This window comes from Clostridium sp. CM042, assembly GCF_055080995.1.
Genome location: NZ_CM143646.1, coordinates 3154099 through 3175185 on the forward strand (window position 1 = coordinate 3154099; position 21087 = coordinate 3175185).

General features: G+C 30.8%; 22 protein-coding genes and 2 other annotated features. Of the genes, 14 read left to right on the forward strand and 8 right to left on the reverse strand.

All coding sequences use genetic code 11. The features are described from left to right. Positions 1–141 precede the first annotated feature (141 nt). The 6 genes from ACWJJ7_RS15000 (at position 142) to ACWJJ7_RS15025 (ending at position 5951) form a co-directional block, all read left to right on the forward strand. The gene (locus tag ACWJJ7_RS15000) at positions 142–552 is read left to right on the forward strand and encodes a hypothetical protein (RefSeq protein ID WP_462962801.1); all 411 of its coding nucleotides are present in this window, start codon (positions 142–144) and stop codon (positions 550–552) included. A gap of 188 nt (positions 553–740) precedes the next feature. After that, positions 741–984, forward strand: a binding site (T-box leader). Positions 985–1057: 73 nt separating this feature from the next. Next, entirely contained in the window at positions 1058–2278 is a 1221-nt protein-coding gene (tyrS, locus tag ACWJJ7_RS15005) for a tyrosine--tRNA ligase (RefSeq protein ID WP_462962802.1), read from the forward strand. A 206-nt stretch (positions 2279–2484) separates the two neighbouring features. Further along, positions 2485–4062, forward strand: coding sequence for a hypothetical protein (locus ACWJJ7_RS15010; RefSeq protein ID WP_462962803.1), 1578 nt, complete (start codon positions 2485–2487; stop codon positions 4060–4062). A gap of 65 nt (positions 4063–4127) precedes the next feature. Further along, positions 4128–4394 carry an EscU/YscU/HrcU family type III secretion system export apparatus switch protein gene (locus tag ACWJJ7_RS15015; protein ID WP_462962804.1) on the forward strand — a complete coding sequence of 89 codons (267 nt, stop codon included), beginning with the start codon at positions 4128–4130 and terminating at the stop codon, positions 4392–4394. Positions 4395–4416: 22 nt separating this feature from the next. After that, positions 4417–5106 (forward strand): metallophosphoesterase, encoded by a 690-nt coding sequence (locus ACWJJ7_RS15020; protein ID WP_462962805.1) that lies wholly within the window; start codon positions 4417–4419, stop codon positions 5104–5106. Positions 5107–5159: 53 nt separating this feature from the next. Continuing rightward, positions 5160–5951, forward strand: coding sequence for a GTP pyrophosphokinase (locus ACWJJ7_RS15025; protein ID WP_462962806.1), 792 nt, complete (start codon positions 5160–5162; stop codon positions 5949–5951). 88 nt (positions 5952–6039) lie between these two features. On the opposite strand, the gene leuS is transcribed toward ACWJJ7_RS15025, so the two are convergent. The 5 genes from leuS to ACWJJ7_RS15050 all read right to left on the reverse strand — a co-directional run bounded on the left by leuS (position 6040) and on the right by ACWJJ7_RS15050 (position 11578). Next, positions 6040–8499, reverse strand: a complete 2460-nt coding sequence (gene leuS / locus ACWJJ7_RS15030; RefSeq protein ID WP_462962807.1) for a leucine--tRNA ligase — start codon at positions 8497–8499, stop codon at positions 6040–6042. Positions 8500–8632: 133 nt separating this feature from the next. Continuing rightward, positions 8633–8839, reverse strand: a binding site (T-box leader). Positions 8840–8978: 139 nt separating this feature from the next. Next, positions 8979–9479, reverse strand: a complete 501-nt coding sequence (locus tag ACWJJ7_RS15035; RefSeq protein ID WP_462962808.1) for a hypothetical protein — start codon at positions 9477–9479, stop codon at positions 8979–8981. 26 nt (positions 9480–9505) lie between these two features. After that, on the reverse strand, positions 9506–10120 hold the full coding sequence (locus ACWJJ7_RS15040; protein WP_462962809.1) for a J domain-containing protein: 615 nt from the start codon (positions 10118–10120) through the stop codon (positions 9506–9508). Continuing rightward, positions 10104–11030: a DUF5685 family protein gene (locus ACWJJ7_RS15045; RefSeq protein ID WP_462962810.1), complete on the reverse strand. Its 927-nt coding sequence runs from the start codon at positions 11028–11030 to the stop codon at positions 10104–10106. Before ACWJJ7_RS15045 ends, ACWJJ7_RS15040 begins: the two co-directional genes overlap by 17 nt. Then, on the reverse strand, positions 11030–11578 hold the full coding sequence (locus ACWJJ7_RS15050) for a class IV adenylate cyclase (RefSeq protein WP_462962811.1): 549 nt from the start codon (positions 11576–11578) through the stop codon (positions 11030–11032). The genes ACWJJ7_RS15045 and ACWJJ7_RS15050 overlap by 1 nt, the downstream gene beginning before the upstream one ends. Before the next feature lie 344 nt (positions 11579–11922). On the opposite strand from ACWJJ7_RS15050, the gene ACWJJ7_RS15055 reads away from it, so the two are divergent. Next, a complete protein-coding gene (locus ACWJJ7_RS15055; RefSeq protein ID WP_462962812.1) occupies positions 11923–12960 on the forward strand; it encodes a nucleoid-associated protein in 1038 nt (345 codons plus the stop codon). Between the two features lie 124 nt (positions 12961–13084). On the opposite strand, the gene ACWJJ7_RS15060 is transcribed toward ACWJJ7_RS15055, so the two are convergent. From ACWJJ7_RS15060 to ACWJJ7_RS15070, 3 genes are all read right to left on the reverse strand, one after another. Beyond that, positions 13085–14032, reverse strand: a complete 948-nt coding sequence (locus ACWJJ7_RS15060; protein ID WP_462962813.1) for a class II fructose-bisphosphate aldolase — start codon at positions 14030–14032, stop codon at positions 13085–13087. 136 nt (positions 14033–14168) lie between these two features. Further along, positions 14169–14549, reverse strand: coding sequence for a DUF4363 family protein (locus ACWJJ7_RS15065; protein ID WP_462962814.1), 381 nt, complete (start codon positions 14547–14549; stop codon positions 14169–14171). After that, positions 14546–15235 carry a DUF421 domain-containing protein gene (locus ACWJJ7_RS15070; protein WP_462962815.1) on the reverse strand — a complete coding sequence of 230 codons (690 nt, stop codon included), beginning with the start codon at positions 15233–15235 and terminating at the stop codon, positions 14546–14548. Before ACWJJ7_RS15070 ends, ACWJJ7_RS15065 begins: the two co-directional genes overlap by 4 nt. A 126-nt stretch (positions 15236–15361) precedes the next feature. On the opposite strand from ACWJJ7_RS15070, the gene ACWJJ7_RS15075 reads away from it, so the two are divergent. From ACWJJ7_RS15075 to ACWJJ7_RS15105, 7 genes are all read left to right on the forward strand, one after another. Continuing rightward, positions 15362–17020, forward strand: coding sequence for a nucleoside kinase (locus ACWJJ7_RS15075; protein ID WP_462962816.1), 1659 nt, complete (start codon positions 15362–15364; stop codon positions 17018–17020). 60 nt (positions 17021–17080) lie between these two features. Beyond that, positions 17081–17758, forward strand: coding sequence for an L-serine ammonia-lyase, iron-sulfur-dependent subunit beta (sdaAB, locus tag ACWJJ7_RS15080; RefSeq protein WP_462962817.1), 678 nt, complete (start codon positions 17081–17083; stop codon positions 17756–17758). A 20-nt stretch (positions 17759–17778) separates the two neighbouring features. Further along, the gene (gene sdaAA / locus ACWJJ7_RS15085; protein ID WP_462962818.1) at positions 17779–18669 is read left to right on the forward strand and encodes an L-serine ammonia-lyase, iron-sulfur-dependent, subunit alpha; all 891 of its coding nucleotides are present in this window, start codon (positions 17779–17781) and stop codon (positions 18667–18669) included. Positions 18670–18833: 164 nt separating this feature from the next. Further along, entirely contained in the window at positions 18834–19373 is a 540-nt protein-coding gene (gene rbr, locus ACWJJ7_RS15090) for a rubrerythrin (RefSeq protein ID WP_462962819.1), read from the forward strand. Positions 19374–19384: 11 nt separating this feature from the next. Then, positions 19385–19564 (forward strand): hypothetical protein, encoded by a 180-nt coding sequence (locus tag ACWJJ7_RS15095; RefSeq protein WP_462962820.1) that lies wholly within the window; start codon positions 19385–19387, stop codon positions 19562–19564. 19 nt (positions 19565–19583) lie between these two features. Then, on the forward strand, positions 19584–20630 hold the full coding sequence (gene cax, locus ACWJJ7_RS15100; RefSeq protein WP_462962821.1) for a calcium/proton exchanger: 1047 nt from the start codon (positions 19584–19586) through the stop codon (positions 20628–20630). Between the two features lie 108 nt (positions 20631–20738). Further along, positions 20739–21068 (forward strand): hypothetical protein, encoded by a 330-nt coding sequence (locus ACWJJ7_RS15105; RefSeq protein ID WP_462962822.1) that lies wholly within the window; start codon positions 20739–20741, stop codon positions 21066–21068. Positions 21069–21087: the final 19 nt, after the last annotated feature.

The window sequence follows — 21087 nt, forward strand, 5'->3', positions numbered from 1 at the left end:
ATTATAATTATAAAAATTACTTTAGGAATATGAAACATTGCACTACTATAAGCATAATATATTATGATAACAATATTACGTACGGTGTAGACCTGTTTAATAATTATCTGGTTATATTAGATAAAATAGGAGGCGGTTAACATGATTCATGTATTTTGTGGTAGAAAGGGTTCAGGTAAAACTAAAGCTCTGATTAAATTAGCGAACGAGACGGTTGATAAAGTTAAAGGAAACATAGTTTATATTGATGATGATGCTAAAGCTACTTTGCAATTAAATAGAAAAATGAGATTTGTAGCTACTAATGAGTTTGATTTAAAAAGTCAGGATGATTTTTATGGATTTTTGTGCGGTATGCTTTCTAGAGATTACGATATTGATACAATTTTTGTTGATGGTGTATTTAATGTTGTTGATGATAAACTCGAGCATACGGCACAATTGTTTTCTAAAATGGATACTTTAGCTAAAAAGTATAGCTTGGAATTTTATGTGAATGTAGGTTGCGAATGCTTAAATCCACCAGAATTTTTAAAGAATTATAGCACATAAAGAGATAAAATATTATTTATTTGAATGTAATGCAGGGTTTTTAGCCCTGCTTTTATTTTATATAGAGCAAATAGTCTCAAATCAGCGTAAATAGCACCTAAACAAATATAAATACAGTAAATGAGCAATTATATTACTTGATATATTATAAATACACAGATATAATTAATAATATGAATAATTATATCTAAAAGGCTATGAAAGAAAAAAGTAACTGTAGGAATTATTAAGAGAGCTAGTGGTAGGTGTGAACTAGTTAAGGATTATAGTGAAATACATTCGGGAGCTTTAAGCTGAAGCAGCATCGAAGATGATGAGTAAATAGCATCGAAGATGATGAGTAAGCTGAGACGGGTTGACCTTACGTTATAAGGAATGAGCGGATTGTTAAATCAATTTGGGTGGTACCACGGAAATTACTTCGTCCCTTTCTTAGGGGGGCGTTTTTTTTAGTTTAGACACATTTTAATAAGTAATAGAGAAGCAAAATAAGGAGGAATAAATTATGGAAAATGTATATGATACGCTTTACGAGAGAGGGTATATAAAACAACTTACTCACGAGGATGAAATGAAGAAAATATTAGGACAGGAAAAGGTAACATTTTATATAGGATATGACCCAACAGCGGATAGCCTACATATTGGCCATTTTATTACTATGATGTTTATGGCTCATATGCAAAGAGCAGGGCATAGACCCATAGCCTTAGTTGGTGGTGGAACTACAATGATTGGTGATCCATCTGGTAAAACAGATATGAGGAAAATGCTTTCAAAAGAAGAAATTGATCATAATATATCTTGCATAAAATCACAGCTTTCAAAACTTATAGATTTTAGTGATGGTAAAGCAATCCTTGAAAATAATGCAAACTGGCTTTTAAATTTAAATTACGTAGATTTTATAAGAGATATAGGAGTACATTTCTCAGTAAATAAGATGTTAGCTGCTGAGTGTTTTAAACAGAGACTAGAAAAAGGTTTATCTTTTTTTGAATTTAACTATATGCTTATGCAAGGATATGACTTTTTAATGTTAAATAAAAAATATGGATGTACTATGGAGTTAGGTGGAGATGATCAATGGTCTAACATAATTGCTGGTATAGAACTAATAAGAAAAAAAGAAAGTAAAGCTTCTTATGGAATGACTTGCACATTACTTACAAATAGCGAAGGAATTAAAATGGGTAAAACTGTAAATGGAGCTCTATGGCTTGATGCAGATAAAACATCTCCTTATGATTTTTACCAATACTGGAGAAATATTGCGGACTCAGATGTAGAAAAATGCTTATCCTTACTTACTTTTGTACCTATGGATGAAGTTAGGCGTTTAAGTGCTTTAAAAGACGAAAAAATCAATGAAGCTAAAAAAGTTTTAGCTTTTGAGGTTACAAAACTTATTCATGGGGAAGAAGAAGCTATAAAAGCTCAAACTGCAGCAGAAGCCTTATTTGGTGGTGGAACTAATATGAGTAACGTACCTACAGTATCTATACCTTACGACATGAAGAATGCAGGATTAATGGATATATTAGTGTACACTAAAGTGGTGCCATCAAAAGCAGAAGCTAGAAGATTAATTGAGCAGGGTGGATTAACTATTAACGATAAAAAGATTGAAGATAAAAATGCAACACTTTTAGAAGAAAATTTTAAAGATGGCTGTGTGCTTATTAAAAAAGGAAAGAAAAAATACTATTCTTTAAAAATAGAATAGCAAATTTTTAGAAAAACAAAGTTGAAATTTATATTTTAACTTTGTTTTGTTTTTTTAGGGTACGGTTAATAACTAATATATAATTATTAACCGTACCCTTTAAAAAAAAATATTTTATACGATAATAAAGTAGTGATAACTTTTGAAAAAGTTATAGGGCATATGAATTTGAATATGCCTTATGCCAAATAAATGGGAGGTGGCTTATGTCTTTAATTAGCAATACTTTAATTTTAAAGAATCCACAAGCTAAAAAAGCTTTTAGTAAAATATCTTTTGAAGCCCAGGAAAAGTTCAATGCAAGAATTGTAAGTACAGATCAGCAAAAGGGAGAAGTTAATTTAAAATTATTAGATGGATGGCAGTTTTCTGCAAAGATTAATAAGCCACTAGAACAAGTCCCTGATGGTAGTGTGCTTAAGTTTGTTGTAGAAGGTTTTGAAGATGGCATGCTGAAAATAAAATTATTATATGAAGATAAAGAGGGCAAAACCGTAGAAAATGATATTTTAGAAGAGTTTTCTAAGGGGAACCCCTTAAGTACTGACAAGACAGATACCTTGCTTTTTGAAAAAATGATAAAACATGATATGCCTTTAACTAAAGATAATATAATTGATATAAAAAATTTAGTTGATTTCAGAGAAAAAATATCTTTAAATCCTGATAAAGAGGAAAATTTTATTGGTAAATATCTTAATAGTAGAAATATTGACCCTAATAGTGAAAAGGCAAATGAAATAACAAAAATATTAAAAAGTTTTTTTCAAGCATTAAAGAATTTAGATGTTGATGAGATATTATTACTTAAAGAAAACAATATAGAACTTACTAAAGGAAATCTGGAGAGCTTTATAAAGCTATTTAAAGGAGAGTCAGCTATATATAACAATTTAAAAGATATGAATACCTATCTTTTAAATAGTGATACAACTAATGTTAATTTGATAAATAAAGAGTTAAACGAATTAGATATAATACAGTTTGAACCTGACAGTAATAATTTAGAAGATATAAAGCCAAATAAAGAACTGCCATTAAATAAACTACAAAAGGATATTGTTAACAATGTGGGAATAGATGGTAAAACTTCCGCCAATACTAAAGTTAATGGTTATGGTAAAAACAATCTACTTAGTGAAATTATAAATATGATAAAAAATGAACTAAATGTTTCAGAGATAGACAAGGGAATTATAAATAACATTGAAAACGAGATAGAAAATATAACTACAGATTTTCTCATTAAAGAGCAAATCAAATTAAAGACTGAAGAGATTAAAAATACAGTTAAAGCCGTTATTGAAAATAAGCTTAATCTAAAACCAGAGGCTTACTCGAAAATTATGAATGTATTTGATCAAAAACTTAATGATATAAAAATATTCAATTCTATTTCAGAACAGTATTATTATTTGGATTTGCCTATAAATGTTAAAGAAAATGAATATCAATTCAAATTGATTATTAAAGATGATAGAAAAAAAGGTAAAAAGATTGATAGCAAAAATGTAAAGATTGCGACGAGCGTAAAAACAGTAAATATGGGAATTGTAGATGCATATATTAAAATTAACAATAAGAATATGAATATTGATATTAATTGTGATAAATTTTATGTTAAAGTTTTGGATATTGGCAAAGAAAAATTAATTAATGAATTATCTAGTATAAATTATAGGGTTAGTATTAAAGTGAGTAACAGAGTTAACGAGTTTACACTGGCAAGTTGCAGAGAATTTTTTAATGATAGAAGTTTTAATACAATCAATATAAAGGTATAATAGTATGGAGACATTTAAAAAAATGATTAAGGGCATAACTTTGAGCACTAATGAGGTGTGTTAAAATGAAAAAGGTGAAAAAAGCTACTGCAATAAAATATGAACAAGGATATGATGTGCCTATAGTAACAGCAGCTGGAATGGGTTATATTGCAGATGAAATTCTTAAGACGGCGAAAGAGAGTAAGGTAGCTATAGTGAAAAATGAAGAATTAGCTAGTTTACTTTCAAATGTTGATATAGGATCAGAAATACCGTTAGAATTGTATGATGCAATAGCTAAGGTTATTGCTTATGTAATGGATATAGATGCATTAATGAAAAAAAACTAAACAATTAATAAGGAGGTATATTATGGCGTTGTGGGCAATATCTGATCTTCATTTATCTATAAATTCAGATAAACCCATGGATATATTTGGAGAAAAATGGAGTAATCATAATGAAAAAATTAAAGAAAATTGGATTAGCAAAGTTTCGGCGGAGGATACTGTACTAATTGCAGGGGATATTTCATGGTCCATGAATATTTCAGAGGGCGTGGAAGATTTAGAATGGATTCATAAGCTTCCAGGTAAAAAAATACTTATAAAAGGAAATCACGACTATTGGTGGAGTGGTATCACGAAGCTTAATTCTCTCTACGCGGATATGGATTTTATCCAAAACAACTTTTTTAACTATAAAGATTTTGCTATATGCGGAACACGGGGATGGAATTGCCCAGGAAATACGAGATTTACAACTCATGATGAAAAAATATATAATAGAGAGTTAATAAGGCTTCGAATTTCACTCGATGAGGCAGTGAAAAAGGGTTATAATAAATTTATTGTAATGCTTCATTATCCACCTACTAATGATAAGTTTGAGGAAACTGAACTTATAAGAATAGTAAAAGAATATAATGTATGCAAGGTCATATATGGTCATTTACATGGACCATCTTTAAATAGGCTATATGAAGGAAATATAGAAGGCATAGAATATATAGTTACTTCTTGTGATTATTTAAACTTCGATCCTTTAAAAATATTAGAATAGTATCAAAAGTTAATACAATGTGGATATGAAATTTTATGTAAAGGACTGAGTGTATGGCAATAAGAGAGTGGAAAAGATTTTTAATTCCTTATGAACAGGGTGTAGAAGAGTTAAAAGTAAAATTTAAAAGTATAAGAAGAGAATATAGACGAAAAAATGAGTATTCACCTATAGAGTTCGTTACCGGAAGAGTTAAAGAAATATCTAGTATTCTTGAGAAAGCTAATAAATTCGGTATCCCTCTGGATAGAATCGAATATGAAATGGAAGATATTGCAGGCATAAGGATAATGTGTCAGTTTGTAGATGATATTGATAAAGTGGTAAATCTAATTCGTGAAAGACGTGACATGCAGATGGTTTATGAAAAAGACTATGTTGCAAATGTAAAAGGTAGTGGATATAGAAGCTATCATATGATTATAAAGTATCCTGTAAACTTAGCTGATGGTCAAACCGAAATACTAGCAGAATTTCAAATTAGGACCTTGGCAATGAACTTTTGGGCTACAGTAGAGCATTCACTAAATTATAAATATAAGCATGATATACCAGAGAATATAAGGGCAAAACTTAAAAATGCTGCAGATGCTGCTTTTCAATTAGATGAACAGATGCTAGAAATTAAAGACGAAATTAAAGATGCACAAAAATTGTTTGAGGTAAAATCTAATTTGGTGTCGGATATAATGAATAATATACTTGTGCTTTCGTCGATTGGAAAGTCAACGGATGCAGCTAGGTATAGAGAACAATTAAATAAGCTAATAGAAGAAGGAGAAGTTTATGAGATTAGCAGCTTACTAAAAGCAACTCAAAAAACATTAGATATGTATGGAGTTTAAACTGAAAAAGGAGAGTAGAAATTAAAAATTTCTACTCTCCTTTTATAATAATTCAAATTTAAACTGTAAAAACTGTATGTAGCTATTACTAAGAAGCTACTATATTAACTAGTCGTCCTTTAATTACAATAACCTTACGCACAGTTTTACCTTCTAGGGTAGCGATTACTGTTTCATCTTTAAGAGAAATTTTCTTTATACTTTCTTCATCTAAATTTTGAGATATAGTTATTCTGGATTTAATTTTACCATTGATTTGAATAGCTAGCTCTACTTCATCTTTTATAAGAGCAAACTCATCAAATTTAGGCCAAATTTGATTAAATACAGAGTAACCCATACCTAAGGTTTCCCACTTCTCTTCTGCAAAGTGAGGAGTAAAGGGAGCTAAAATCTTAAGGTAATCCACAAGCACTTCTTTTAAAAATTTAGTGTTTATATTGTCTCCATTAACATATTTTAATATAGCATTTGTAAGCTCCATAAGTCTTGCAATAGCAGTATTAAATTGAAGTTTTTCTGTATCTCCAGTAACTCCTTTTATTGCGAAATGTCTCCAGTAGTTTAATTCTTTTTCTTCTATGCCTAGAGAGTCTTTGTTATTAACTTCTTTTGACATAACGCTGATTCCAGTGTCGATTGATCTTTCAATTCTATCAACAAATCTTCCAATAGCTTTTATACCATCATCACTCCAAGCTCCACCATCAATATAACCAAAACCAAACATTAGGTACATTCTAAATACATCTGCGCCAAACTCTTTTATGTACTTGTCTGGAGAAATAGTATTTCCTTTTGATTTACTCATTTTTACTCCATCTGGTCCTAAAATTAAACCTTGGTGAGTAAGAGATAAGAATGGTTCATCAAAATCTAAATATCCCATATCACGAAGAGCTTTGGTTATAAATCTTGAATATAGTAAGTGACCACATGCATGTTCAGGCCCTCCCACATATTTGTCTACAGGAAGCATTTTGTTTACTAAGTCTTTATCAAAAGCTTTTTCGCTGTTTTTGTTATCTACATACCTAAATTGGTAGAAAGAAGAACAAACGAATGTATCCAAAGTATCAGCTTCTCTATGAGCTGTGCCGCCACAAACTGGGCAAGTGACATTCATAAAATCCTCACATTTAGCGAGTGGTGATTCTCCGTCTGGTGAGAATTCTACGTTGTAAGGTAGTTCTACAGGAAGTTGATCCTCAGGTACAGGAACAGTCCCACATTTTTCGCAGTGGATTATTGGAATAGGAGCTCCCCAATATCTTTGTCTTGAAACTAACCAATCACGAAGTCTAAAGTTTACTTTTTCACATCCGAGACTCATGCTTTCTAATTTTTTTACGATTGATCTTTTTCCGTCGATGGTAGATAAACCATCATATTCTTGACTATTTACCATTTTTCCATGTTCAGTATAAGGAAGATTTTCGCCCTCGCCATTTACACTTTTTAAACCAATAATTACTCTTTCAATAGGTAATTTGTATTTAGTGGCAAATGCGAAGTCTCTATCATCATGAGCAGGAACAGCCATTACTGCACCAGTTCCATAAGTGTTTAGAACATAGTCAGCTACCCAAATTGGAACCTTGCGTCCATTAATAGGATTAATAGCATAAGAACCAGTAAATACACCTGTTTTATCTCTTGTAATAGATTGTCTTTCTATATCAGTTTGTTTTCTAGCATCATATTTATAAGCTTCAACAGCATCTTTATATTCACTTTTAGTGAGGATATCTACAAGTTCATTTTCAGGGGCTATGACTACATATGAAACACCGAATAAAGTATCTACTCTTGTAGTAAATACACTAAAGTCTACATCAGAATCAACTATTTTAAAAGTAACATCAGCACCAGTAGATTTCCCTATCCAATGTTTTTGCATGGATTTGGTTTTTTCAGGCCAATCCAAGGTATCAAGCTTTTCTAGTAGTTCATCAGCATAGTCAGTTATTTTTAAGAACCATTGTGTTAAATTCTTTTTAGTAACCTCAGTGTTACATCTTTCACAAAAACCATCTACTACTTGCTCATTTGCAAGTACTGTATTACAGCTAGGGCACCAATTTACAGGTGCTTTTTTCCTGTAAGCAAGGCCTTTTTCAAATAGTTTTAAGAATAACCATTGAGTCCATTTATAATAATCAGGGCGACATGTAACAACTTCATGATCCCAATTAAACATTGCTCCCATAGCTTTTAATTGCTTTTCCATATTAATAATGTTTTGCTTCGTAGAATCTTTTGGATGCACTCCTGTTTTTATTGCATAGTTTTCAGCAGGTAGACCAAAAGCATCAAAGCCCATTGGCTGAAATACATTGTATCCTTGCATTTTCTTCATTCTAGCCCAAGAATCTACAGGACCATAGTTAAACCAATGCCCCGCATGTAATTGGCTTCCAGACGGATAAGAGAACATTTCAAGTACATATAACTTCTTATCAATTTTATTTTCATCAAATTTATAAAGGTTAGTTTCTCCCCATTTTTGTTGCCATTTTTCATCGATGGTTGTATTATATTTTGCCATTAGTATTCCTCCTTCTTATGCTCTGTAGGTTAATCATCTCATGCTGAGCTGTTAATCATCTCATGCTGAGCTGCAATTATTAAGCTTTTCTACTTAGTTTTAAATTAGAAAATAAAAAAAACCCTCATCTCAACAAAGAGACGAAAGTAATATTCCGCGGTACCACTCTAATTAGGCATTACGCCTCACTTAAGAATATAACGGTTTTAACCGTACTTGTAAGTTATTACTTACAAGTAAGCTCATAGGCAAGTTCATATTATATCATTACTGCTTCACACCTAATAGCAGCTCTCTTTAAAATGCTATAAATACTACTACTCCTAATCAAAGCGATTTATTATAGTATCATTTGTTTAAGATTGTATTATTATTCATTATAATTTAAATAGAATTTTGTGTCAAGGCCATGCGTTAGGACACATTAAATAAAAAATCAGCATATTAGTCTATTTTAGCCTAGTCTATTTTCATATGCCTTACTTAAATTTCTTAACAAGAGTTTTATTTGCATAGGATATAAATGCAGTAAGCGCATAGTCATATACTATGAAGGCAAACTCCATAACAATTATTATTAAATATATATTTATATTAGGAATTTTTGATAATAATAATAATTTATATATAAATACAATTATAGCGGAGGTTATATTAAAATACAATAACTTAAGTACAATCTCTAGAATCATACTTCTTAATTTTTCTATAAAATATTTAACAAAGCCATAGAAACCAAAAATTAGTATGTAGGTAATGCTTATAAGCTTTGAAGGTATAATAAATAAACTAAGCAAGGAAACAGCACTATATACTACAATGGTATTCTTTATTCCAGTAATTAAAATTGAAAAGGGGATAATGCAAGAAGCAATGCCTAATATAAATAATTTATTGGTAGGGGAAATAGAAGAAAGATATAGTAATATTAAACTAAGTGCTGCGAATATTCCACCCTTAGCAATATTATTAGATTTCATAAAAATCATCTCCTAAATTAATAGACTTAGCAACAGGAAATAAGATCTCCACCTAAACATTCACAAATAGTATCTGCACACCACAAGTTAAGACACATATTACCCATGCCAAAATCATTGTTACGCCTACCATAATAGTTATCTCTATAATTTGAGGTACGCGAATTTAGTTCATTAAAACTGCGTCTATATTCAATATTATTAGGATCTTGCGTGCAGGCGCGACTTATAAAAGTATAAGCACTATCATGCCAACCTTTTTTGAGGTGAACAACTCCCGTTAAATAATTCCATTCAGCAGTTTTTGTGTTCATGGAACCCAATTTCTGCTCGGCGGAGGCTATATTTCCGCTATTTAAATCCATTCTTATAGATTGATATATGTTGTTATTAGTATAGTCATCATTTGATGTAGAACTATAACTGCTTGATGAGCCGTAGTTATTAGAAGAATTAGTGTTTTTCATAAGTGAATCATAGGCTTCATTTAGTTCTTGCATTTTTTCTTCAGCTAAATCTTTTAAAGGATTATCACCATACTGATCAGGATGATATTTTTTTGCTAGCTCTCTATAAGCTTTTTTAATATCTTCTTTAGATGAGCCTTCTCGTACACCGAGTACTTCATATGGATTTGCCATCTTTATATTCCACTCCTTTTAAATTATCAATGTTGCGTTTTTTATTAAAAACCTTATCCATTTTTTCCATGAGTCCTAGTTCTAGTATATTACATAATATATCTTCATTTTTTACTAAAGGTAATCTATTTAGATATTTTAAACATTGCTCAGCACAGGTAGCTAATATAAAATCAATTCTTGGTGCTATTAATGTAGAAAAACTTTTGAAATCTAATTTATCTGTATTAAACAATGAATTTATAGCATTAAAAGAATCACTTTTTATATCTTTTTCTAAATCATCATAAGCATCTATAATATATATCCATTTACCTAAATTATAGCCAAGCCAATATAAATCATCCTTAAAGGAAGCAGTCTTATAATAGAAGGATATTATAAATCCTGTAAGATCAGCAAAAACATCAGATAATTCATCTATAGATAGCTGCTCATCTATGCATAAATCCTTATGGTTCGCTTCTAGGGTGTTTAGTAATAAAAGCTTTTCTTTTGTATAATTCATTACATCAGTATATGCTACTTCTGATTTTGGTAAATAGTTTTTTAAAAATATTGAAAGAACTTTACTTTTCATTGTTTTATTATCGTAAGCGTCATCCATTACCTTATAATAGGCTAAAATAATATTACAAAAGGCTGCATAATCTATTGCCTCGTTATTATTAATCATAATTCTTTTTTTTAGTGGATGTATTGTACATTTAAATTTAATAAAATTGTACTTATTCTCTGAAAGCGCGTCCAGAAGTACTGCCAAGAAAGTCATATCGTAATTTAAAGTTAGTCTTGGTAGGTTGCCAAAATTATTTTTAATAGAGTTGCATAGACCACAATAATAAGCTTTGAATTTTTCGTAGTCTTTTATCTTCATTTCCATTTTACAGGGAGTTACATATCCAAACATTATAACCCCTTTGATGATTTTTTTGATTTTAATATTTCATAAATACTTTTAGCGGTAGTATCCTCTAAGCGGTAACCAAGCAAAGTAACAACTTCCTCAATCTCGGATTCATCCTCGCTTTCAATTTCTATGTAAGGAAAAGGACAGAATGTCTCCTCATTTATATCTATTTCAATAAGAGTATTTTTGTAGCTATAGCTTTCTCTATATTTTTTAATAGATTGTATAAGTTCTAGACCTAAGGATTCGAATATCCCCTTAGCAGCAGCAGCATCTTTAATTTCTGATTCGTGCTCATCCATGATTTTATACTTTTCTTGACTTATAAGCTTTTTCGTAGTTATGTAATGAACTGTGGAATTTGTCAGTTCATCTTGTACTGTTCGTATTCTTGCATAGCCTTTGCCATTTAGTAGCCTATTATCCGAGAAGTCATAAATATTATTTATTTGATTTTCTTGTTTTACTTTTATAGCATTTATGTTTAATAGTTTTCTGCGGATTTCTTGTACATCAATATCTATAATTCTAAGTTCTATTTCTTTCAAAGTACTTCCTCCTTGTCGCTGCTGAGGAACATAAGAGTTATTAATTGTTATGTTCCTATTTTTATATATCTAATCATTAATTCTTTATTATATCATTAATTGTGATTATATCATAACTTAAATAAAGTAACATTAATATTACATTAAAATTATAAATTTCAATACAGGAAAATAGTTAGGTACAATAATATTCTGTTGAGAACTAAGGTCAATAGCAATATATGACTTTGTTATAAGTACCAATACATAGTATAATAAATAGGCACGTTTAAATAAATGGACTAGCATTATTGACTTGTTATTTATTTAAACGCGCCTTAGATAAATATTAAGGTGGTGTTTTTTTGGAGTACATAAAAGAAATTAATATAAATGAGGCTATTATTCATGTTTTAGATAACAATGCAGATGAACCTATCTTGAATGAATATGCATTAGACTTAGATGAAGAAAAATATAACTATTTACTGAAACATATACAGAAGTGCTTAAAAGATGAAGAATTAAAGTATGGAGTCTTTAATTCCGATCGAAACATAGTAAAAGATATATCACAAGAATACTTAAATGGTGAGAATAATTTACTGGTGGTATCTAAGGAACTAGCAAGACAGATGTTTGTTTTAATGAGATCTATTGGGAGTGTTCCTTCTTGTGATTTGGTAATAGTATCTTTTACCACAGAGTTTGGACCAATGATTGGGATATTTAAAATGGATTATATTAAAAACTATGTGCACACTATTGAGTTTGTGGATAATAAGTTAGGTATTGATATAGTATCACAGGTCACAGGTCTACCTGGTAGTTCTCAAAGAATACAAAAATGTGCGTTTTTAAAACCAATTAGAGATGAAAATAATTTTGATTTAATGGTTATCGATAAAAAAAGCAAGAATAAGGAAGAGGAGGAATATGGCTCAAACTACTTTATCAGTAATTACTTAGGTTGCACAATTATTGATAATGAAAGAGATGTTACTAAAAACTTCGTGAAGGCAGCTGAAAAATTCACCCAAAATAACTTTGTAGAAAATGCAGATGAAGCAGAAGTTGTTAGAAGTACTATAAAAAGAAAACTTAGAGAAGAAGATAATATTGACGTTAAAGAATTGTCTGAGGAAATGTTTTCTGAAAATAATGATACTAAGGAAAAATTTGTTGAATTCATAACAGAACAAGGAATTTCAGAAAATATTAGTCTTGATAAAGAATGGATAGATAAAAAGCTAAAAAGAGTAAGACTAAAAATTGATAAAGATATAGATTTATATGTAAATGAAGAAACATATCATGATAATAGTCGTTTTGAAATACAAAGAAACGGTGACGGAACAATTAATATGGTTATTAAACATGTAAGTAATTATGTTGAAAAATAGATAAGAAAAAAAGTATAAAAGCATTATAGTCTCCTATTAAAAGATAAAACAAAAATACCCACAGTATAATATACTGTGGGTATCTTTGTTTTAATCACTTAGATTTTAATTAATTTAATCTAAATTATTTTGAAGAATTAGCAGAACCTAAAACATTAGTGATTTTACCTTCAACTAATTTAGTTATGTTATTTCTTGCCTCGCCTAAATATTTTCTTGGATCTATTTCGCCAAGATTTTTAGCAAGTACTTTTCTTATTGAACCTGTCATAGCAAGTCTTAAATCAGTATCCATGTTTATTTTACAAACAGCCATAGAAGCTGATTTTCTAAGCATATCTAGTGGTATTCCTTTTGCACCTTTAATTTCTCCGCCAAATTCATTGCACATAGCAACGTAATCTTGATCTACAGCAGATGCTCCGTGAAGAACTATTGGGAAATTATGCATTCCAGCTTCTTCTAATTTTTCTGTGATTGTTGCTAATCTTTCAAAATCAAGTTTAGCTTCGCCTTTGAATTTATATGCACCATGACTTGTTCCTATAGCTACAGCTAAAGAATCAATACCAGTTCTTGTTACATAATCTACGGCTTGTTCTGGATCAGTATAAGTTGCGTCTGCTGCAGAAACACTAACAGCATCTTCAATTCCAGCAAGCTTTCCAAGTTCAGCTTCAACTACAACACCTTTAGAATGAGCAAATTCAACTACTTCTTTAGTTGTTTTTACATTTTCCTCATAATCAAGATGAGAACCATCATACATTACTGAAGTAAATCCAGCAGCAATTGCAACTTTAACTTGAGCAAGATCAGAACCGTGATCTAAGTGAAGAGCAATATCAAGACCAGTGTCTTCTATAGCTGCCTCTACCATTTTTCTAAGGTAAGTAGGTCTAGCATATTTCATAGCGCCGCCTGATACTTGAAGTATAACAGCTGACTTATGAGTAGCACAAGCGTCGACAACTCCTTGAATTATTTCCATATTATTGATGTTGAAAGCTCCAATAGCGTAATTTCCTTCTAAAGCTTTTTTAAACATATTAGTAGTAGTAACTAAAGCCATGTTAATTCCACCTTTCAAATTTTGTGACAGGGACATATATTGTCCCTGCGGGACTCTTATGATATATTATAATTATAAGCTATAATTGGACTATTTTCTACCCCTTTACTATAAATTGTACCTATAAATTTAAAAATCAAAAAATATTGCTTATAGATACTTTTTCATGAGACATTATATGATCTACAAGATATTTCATACTATGTATAGTGGCTAAGCATTCAGACTGATCTTTCATTTTTATATATTGAGTTAATTTTAAAAGCTCACTGTCCATATGATCTGTATCTTCATGATGTATATATATAGCTAAAAGTTTAGAAGCTTTTTTCCACTCAGATACATAATCTAGTGATAAATTGTAAGCATCTTCATAGTTCTCTTTAAGTATATAGCTTTCTAGGGAAGAATTCAAATTTTGTAAATGAGCACAATTACGATTTATAAGATTTATAGATACAAATATACCTATAATCATTGTAAAAAATAATCCAAAGGCTATAATAACGTTTTTCATATTTTCTTATCTTTCCCTTCCTTAAGTTGATAATAAAACTTATTTTTAGAGTCAATCATTCCTATGAAAACATCTTTAGCACAGATAATATTATTTTTTTTCAATATACTGTTTAACCAAGTGTTGTCTTTTTTTAAAAGCTCTAAATTTTTAAAATTTATATTGCCGTCCATAATCAAAGGTATAGGCAAAGACTCTTGAGTTATGGATATATTTAAATCCTCCTTAGTTGCATTGGAACCACTAGTTTTAGGCAATATGGATAGCTCACCACTAGTCTCTAAAATAGCATATTGGATATCAGATAAATTAAAATACCCTTTTAATCTAAGTTCTTCGAATAAATCATTAATATTAAATCTTTGGCATCTGAGCTCTGCAATATCAATTTTGCCATTTTTTATTAATATGCTCGGAGTGCCTGTTAAAATTTTTCTAGCCTTTTCGCTTTTGAGTTCAATATAGGAAGTAGCTATTTGGAGAAATAGCAAAGTGAATATTGGTATAACCGCATGTATAATTGGTATTCTTATATCTTCCATGGGGAAAGTTGCAAGATTAGAGATCATCAATGCAATTACAAGTTCGAAAGGTTCAAGCTCACCTATTTGTTTTTTACCCATCATTCTCATAATGAATATTACTGTGAAGTATAGTAAAAAAGTTCTGATTACTAAAATAAGCATAATAACACCTCTTTAATATATGATGTATATGGTTCCTTTAAACACAAAAATTATAAGGGGGAAAGGATACATTTTTTAAAAACTAAAGTATAATAGTACTAAACACTAAAAATAGGGGATGATTGTATGATCAGTTTCAATATAGGACTTAAAGATGGTAGAAACATTTCAACCCCAGAGGGGACTATATTAAACGATATTATTAAAAAAAATAGTTTGTTAAATGATTTTCCAGTAGTTTTAGGTAAAATTGACAATAAATTTTATGAGCTAGGAAGTACTGTTTCGCATGGGGGTGATTTTGAACTTGTAGATATTACAAGTAGAATTGGAATGATGGCGTACGTTAGAACCCTTCAGTTTGTACTAATAAAAGCAATTTCTGAATTATTCCCTGAAGCTAGAATTTCTATCGAACATTCTTTAAGTAAAGGATTATTTGGTGAGATTCATAAGACTATTGCACTAGATATTGATGATATATATGATATAAAAAGTAGGATGAGCGAAATAATAAAAGCTGATATTCCTATAAGGAAAATAGCATTTTCAAAAGAGAGGGCAGTGGAAATTTTTACGCAGTATGATATGCAGGATAAAGTTAAGCTTTTAAAATACGTAACCGCAAAAGAGATTAAGCTTTATGAATTAGATGGGAGATATGATTATTTCTATGGGCCCATGGCTTATTCAACAGGAATATTAAAAACATTTGATTTAATATACTATGAACCAGGTTTTATATTAAGATACCCAACAAGTGATGATCCAGGTAGAATTCCTAAATTTTATAAACACGAAAAATTAGCTAAAGTATTTTATGAAGCAGCACAATGGGGAGAAATACTAGGTGTTGGAAGTGTTGGTGCATTAAACAATGAAGTAGTAAATGGTGATATTGTTAATCTAATTAGAGTAGCAGAGGCACTTCATGAAAAGAAAATTGCCTATATTGCGGATATGATTCATAAGAAGGAAAAGGTAAAATTAGTGCTTATTGCAGGACCATCCTCTTCAGGAAAAACGACTTTTTCAAGAAGATTAGGTATTCAATTGAGAGTGAACGGCCTAGTACCAATATTTATTTCATTAGATGATTATTTTGTTGATAGAGAAATTACTCCAAGAGATGAACAGGGGCAATATGATTTTGAATCTATATATGCTTTAGATTTAGAGCTTTTCAACAAGGATTTAAAATTATTGCTGCGAGGTGAAGAGACTGAAATACCAAGTTTTAATTTTAAAACAGGAAAAAGGGAATGGCATGGAAATAAAATTAAAATGCCTGAAAATGGAATTATGATTGTAGAAGGAATTCATGGATTAAATGAAATTTTAACTTCATCTATACCTAAGGAAAGTAAATTTAAAATATATATAAGTCCTTTAACACAGCTTAATTTAGATGATCATAACAGGATTTCTACAACAGACGTAAGAATGACAAGAAGAATAGTTAGAGATTATTTATCAAGGGGATACGACGTTGAAGATACACTGAAAATGTGGCCTTCTATAAAACGTGGAGAGGAAAAAAATATTTTTGTATTTCAAGAGCAAGCAGATGCAATATTTAACTCTAGTGTAGTCTATGAGCTTTGTGTGCTTAAAAAATTCGCATTAGCTGAGCTTAATAAAATTGGGGAAGAAAGTCCAGTATATTATGAGGCAAGCAGATTAAGGAGCTTTTTAAATTTTTTCAAAGATGTAGACAAAGATTTAGTGCCAGATAATTCAATAATAAGAGAATTTACTGGCGGAAGTTGCTTTTATCAATACTAAAGCACGTTAAAATAAAATAATTATGTTATACTGTGCAGATGCTGACAAGGAGGAAAACAAATGAAAAACTATAGTGTTTTTGACATATTGGGTCCAATTATGGTAGGACCATCAAGTTCCCATACAGCGGGGGCTGCAAGACTTGGTAAAATTGCCGCTATAATTGCAGGGAAAAATATAATATCAGTAAAATTTGTTTTACATGGTTCTTTTGCTAAAACTTATAAAGGCCACGGAACGGATAGAGCATTAGTCGCAGGAATTTTAGGGATGGATCCTTGGGATGATAGACTTAAAGACTCATTAGCTATAGCTAAAAAGCAAGGGCTCCAAATAGAGTTTACTGAGGGCGATTTGGGAGATGTTCATCCTAATACGGTAAAGTTTATTATAACAAAAAAAAATGAAAAAATAGTTGAGGTTGTTGGTTCATCTGTTGGAGGAGGAAATATTTCGATATTTGAAGTTGATGGGCAACCAGTTGAATTTACAGGTAACTATCCAACAATTATAATTAGCCATAAAGATATTCCAGGGATGATTTCAAAAGTAAGTACCATGTTATATGATGGAAATGTTAACATAGCATTTATGAATGTGTATAGAAATAGTAGAGGGCTAAAAGCAGCCATGGTGTTTGAAACAGATACCATAGTGCCTGAAAACGTATTAAGTAAGATTAAGTCTATGGAGGATATTTACAGTATAAGAGAAATATTACCAGTGAAACAGTCGTAATACAGAGAGGAGGAAATAATATGTTTGTAAACAAAGGGATAGACCTTTTAAGTGTATGTGAAGAGGAAAATATACCAATTTGGGAATATACAATAATGTGTGAACAAGAAGAGAGTGGACTTACTCGTAGCGAAATTGTTGAAAAAATGAGGAAAAATCTAAATATAATGAGAGAAGCTGCGGAATATGGGCTTACAAATGAAACTAGATCTATAAGTGGATTAATAGGTGGGGATGCAATTAGACTGAATAGGTATGCGCAGTCGGGAAATACACTGACAGGTGAATTTATGATAAAAGCAATGGCGAGAGCTCTTTCTTGCTCAGAAGTGAATGCAGCCATGGGCAAAATAGTTGCGGCGCCGACAGCGGGGTCTTGTGGAATACTGCCAGCAGTGATTATTACAGCAGGAGAGAAGTTAAATAAAACTGAAGATGAGCTAATTAATGCGTTATTCACAGCTTCTGGAGTAGGAATTATAATAGCTAAAAATGCTACAATGTCAGGAGCAGAAGGCGGATGTCAGGCTGAATGTGGTTCTGCCGCTGCCATGGGCGCAGCGGCTGTAGTGGAAATGATGGGTGGTACTCCCGCTATGGCACTAAATGCAGCTGCTATTGTTATAAAAAACATATTAGGACTAGTATGCGACCCTGTCGCAGGTTTGGTTGAGGTACCGTGTGCTAAGCGAAATATAGCTGGTGCAGTAAGTGCTTTGACTACTGCAGATCTGGCTATGAGTGGTGTTACAAGTCGAATACCTTTTGATGATACAGTAATTGCCATGTATAAGGTGGGAAAACAATTACCTTGTGAATTAAGAGAAACGGCTATGGGCGGTCTTGCAACTACTCCTACAGGACTTGAATTGGCAAAAAAAATCTTATTAAAACAGGGCACACTTAAATAAATATATTGTTGGAATTTAAGAGAGGGATATCCTAAAAAGGATGTACCTCTCTTTTTTAACGACATTTCAGAAGGAAAGTCCCCCACAGCACTTAGTAAAGTAACCTTTAAAATCATAATGAATAGAATAATAAGGAAGATAACTAATTAAATGGAGGAATAGAAATGCAGTTAAAGGGTAGTAAAACAGAAAGAAATCTTCTCAAAACTTTTGCTGGAGAGTCAAGAGCTAGAAACAAATATACACTCTACGCTGAAAAAGCGGAGCAGGAGGGGTATGAGTATGTAGCCTCTATTTTCGATGCTACTGCAAACAACGAAAAGGCTCATGCCAGAGTAGTTTTTGATAAGTTTCTTAAGATGAATAAAAATACAGCAGACAATTTGAGAGCTGCGGCGCAAGGAGAAGCTTTTGAAAGTAGCAAATTATATAAACAATTTGAAAAAGAAGCCAGAGCAGAAGGCTTTATGGAAATTGCAGATTTCTATAAAGAAATACAGGAAGTCGAAGAAAATCATGAATTGAGATTTATGAAAATAAATGAAAATCTTGAAGATGGCATGATGTTTAAAAGAAACGATGAAGTAAAATGGCAATGCATGAACTGTGGATATATCCATATAGGAAAAGAAGCACCAAATTTTTGCCCACTATGTAAGTTTCCAAGAGCTTATTTTAAAATTTATTGTGAAGACTACAAATAGGAGGAAACAATATGATAATATATTACCCAACCTACTATTTAGTACCGGTAGTACCTGTAATATCTTTAGATGAGGATGGATATTTTCGGTGCAATACAGAAGAAAATGAAGTGTATAACACATACAGAAATATTAATGAAGATATTTTTGAGGAGATTGATGAAGAATACGTAAATGAAAGTACAAAATAATGATAGATTGGTGTTTTAAATGAAAAAAACCTATATTTTTATAATCGGTGTAATTTCATTAATGTTTATAAGCACTTCTTCAAGTTTAGCAAATACAATAATATATTCTATAGCTATAGTTCCATTAGCTATTCTACTAGGAGATCAAACCACTAGCATTTCAGATTATATAGGACAAAAAAAAGGGGGGCTTTTAGCAGCTACGGTGGGCAATGTTCCAGAGCTGATGATGGGAATATGGTCAATAAAGTATGGAATGATACCTATGGTTCAAGCTTCTTTAATTGGAGCAATTATAAATAATATGCTTTTAGGTCTTGGAATTGCGGTAGTGTTTGGAGGATTTAAGTTCAGGCAGCAGAATTTCAATAGGATAATAGCACGAACAAATTTCAATATGTTACTATTGGCATTGTCCTCAATGGTAGTTATCGCAACATTAAATAGATACTCTGTAGTTAAGGGTTCGGTACTTATATCCATAAGTGTGAAAGTGGCCTTTTTACTTATAGGTATTTATATCTTAGGACTAATATTCTCATTATATACTCATAACAATTTATTTGTTGTAAGCGTGGATAAAGAAGAAAAAAAAGTTGCCGTGAACAAAAAAGTTATTGAAAGTGTAATGATTTTAATCTGTATATCTGTATTACTTTATTTTATAAGTGATAAGCTAATTTATAATATTAGAGATTTGACTAAACACTATAATATATCCCAAGAGTTCATAGGTATCATTTTAATTCCACTTTTGGGGAATATAGGAGAAAATGTTTCTACCATAATGTGTGCAATGCAAAATAAAGTAGATATGAGTTTAGAAACGGCTATAGGGTCAAGCATCCAAATTTCACTTTTTGTTACCCCTGTGCTTGTAATATTTTCTTGCTTTATGGGTTTAAATATGACACTTCTATTTCCAACCTTTCACATAATAATGTGTAGTATAGCTGTAGGTATGTCTTTTTTAGTCTTTCAGGATGGAAAAACTTATTGGCTAGAAGGAAGCATTTTAATTACTACCTATATCATAATTACTTTAGCATATTATTATATTGTCTAGGTACATTTAGATAAATAACAAGGCACATCTTTGACTTGTTATTTATTTTAATGCGCCTAAGCATAAATAAATATATATAATAATATAATTAAACTAAAAGGTGATTATTTGGCACATAGAAGAGTAATTCAGAATTATTGCGATGATGTAAATAATTTAGCAGATATTTTAACTAAATTAGTTAGTTCTTATAGGCTATTAATAGGTGGAGCAGATGAATTAAATAAAATTGCACTATCTAAAAAAGGTGAGGTTAAGGATGCACTAAAAAGAGCTGATAATTTGGGGGACATTATAGATGAAACAATAAAGGTACTAGACGATGCGAGTTATGGTTATATGTCTTACTGTAAAATGAAAACCGAAGTTATGAACTGCAAGATTCAAACAGAGTATATAGAAACAGAGATTGACGAGGAGTTGAAATTAAAAGATTAAAAAAAGTGTGAGAAATATT

Bases quoted from the DNA above. Each gene is read 5' to 3' on its own strand.
- leuS (WP_462962807.1), bottom strand. From the start codon at position 8,499: ATGGCAAAATATAATACAACCATCGATGAAAAATGGCAACAAAAATGG.
- ACWJJ7_RS15075 (WP_462962816.1), top strand. From the start codon at position 15,362: ATGATCAGTTTCAATATAGGACTTAAAGATGGTAGAAACATTTCAACC.
- ACWJJ7_RS15035 (WP_462962808.1), bottom strand. From the start codon at position 9,479: ATGAAATCTAATAATATTGCTAAGGGTGGAATATTCGCAGCACTTAGT.
- sdaAB (WP_462962817.1), top strand. From the start codon at position 17,081: ATGAAAAACTATAGTGTTTTTGACATATTGGGTCCAATTATGGTAGGA.
- ACWJJ7_RS15015 (WP_462962804.1), top strand. From the start codon at position 4,128: ATGAAAAAGGTGAAAAAAGCTACTGCAATAAAATATGAACAAGGATAT.
- ACWJJ7_RS15040 (WP_462962809.1), bottom strand. From the start codon at position 10,120: ATGGCAAATCCATATGAAGTACTCGGTGTACGAGAAGGCTCATCTAAA.
- ACWJJ7_RS15065 (WP_462962814.1), bottom strand. From the start codon at position 14,549: ATGAAAAACGTTATTATAGCCTTTGGATTATTTTTTACAATGATTATA.
- ACWJJ7_RS15095 (WP_462962820.1), top strand. From the start codon at position 19,385: ATGATAATATATTACCCAACCTACTATTTAGTACCGGTAGTACCTGTA.
- tyrS (WP_462962802.1), top strand. From the start codon at position 1,058: ATGGAAAATGTATATGATACGCTTTACGAGAGAGGGTATATAAAACAA.
- ACWJJ7_RS15010 (WP_462962803.1), top strand. From the start codon at position 2,485: ATGTCTTTAATTAGCAATACTTTAATTTTAAAGAATCCACAAGCTAAA.
- sdaAA (WP_462962818.1), top strand. From the start codon at position 17,779: ATGTTTGTAAACAAAGGGATAGACCTTTTAAGTGTATGTGAAGAGGAA.
- ACWJJ7_RS15070 (WP_462962815.1), bottom strand. From the start codon at position 15,235: ATGCTTATTTTAGTAATCAGAACTTTTTTACTATACTTCACAGTAATA.
- rbr (WP_462962819.1), top strand. From the start codon at position 18,834: ATGCAGTTAAAGGGTAGTAAAACAGAAAGAAATCTTCTCAAAACTTTT.
- ACWJJ7_RS15020 (WP_462962805.1), top strand. From the start codon at position 4,417: ATGGCGTTGTGGGCAATATCTGATCTTCATTTATCTATAAATTCAGAT.
- ACWJJ7_RS15000 (WP_462962801.1), top strand. From the start codon at position 142: ATGATTCATGTATTTTGTGGTAGAAAGGGTTCAGGTAAAACTAAAGCT.
- ACWJJ7_RS15060 (WP_462962813.1), bottom strand. From the start codon at position 14,032: ATGGCTTTAGTTACTACTACTAATATGTTTAAAAAAGCTTTAGAAGGA.
- ACWJJ7_RS15045 (WP_462962810.1), bottom strand. From the start codon at position 11,030: ATGTTTGGATATGTAACTCCCTGTAAAATGGAAATGAAGATAAAAGAC.
- cax (WP_462962821.1), top strand. From the start codon at position 19,584: ATGAAAAAAACCTATATTTTTATAATCGGTGTAATTTCATTAATGTTT.
- ACWJJ7_RS15025 (WP_462962806.1), top strand. From the start codon at position 5,160: ATGGCAATAAGAGAGTGGAAAAGATTTTTAATTCCTTATGAACAGGGT.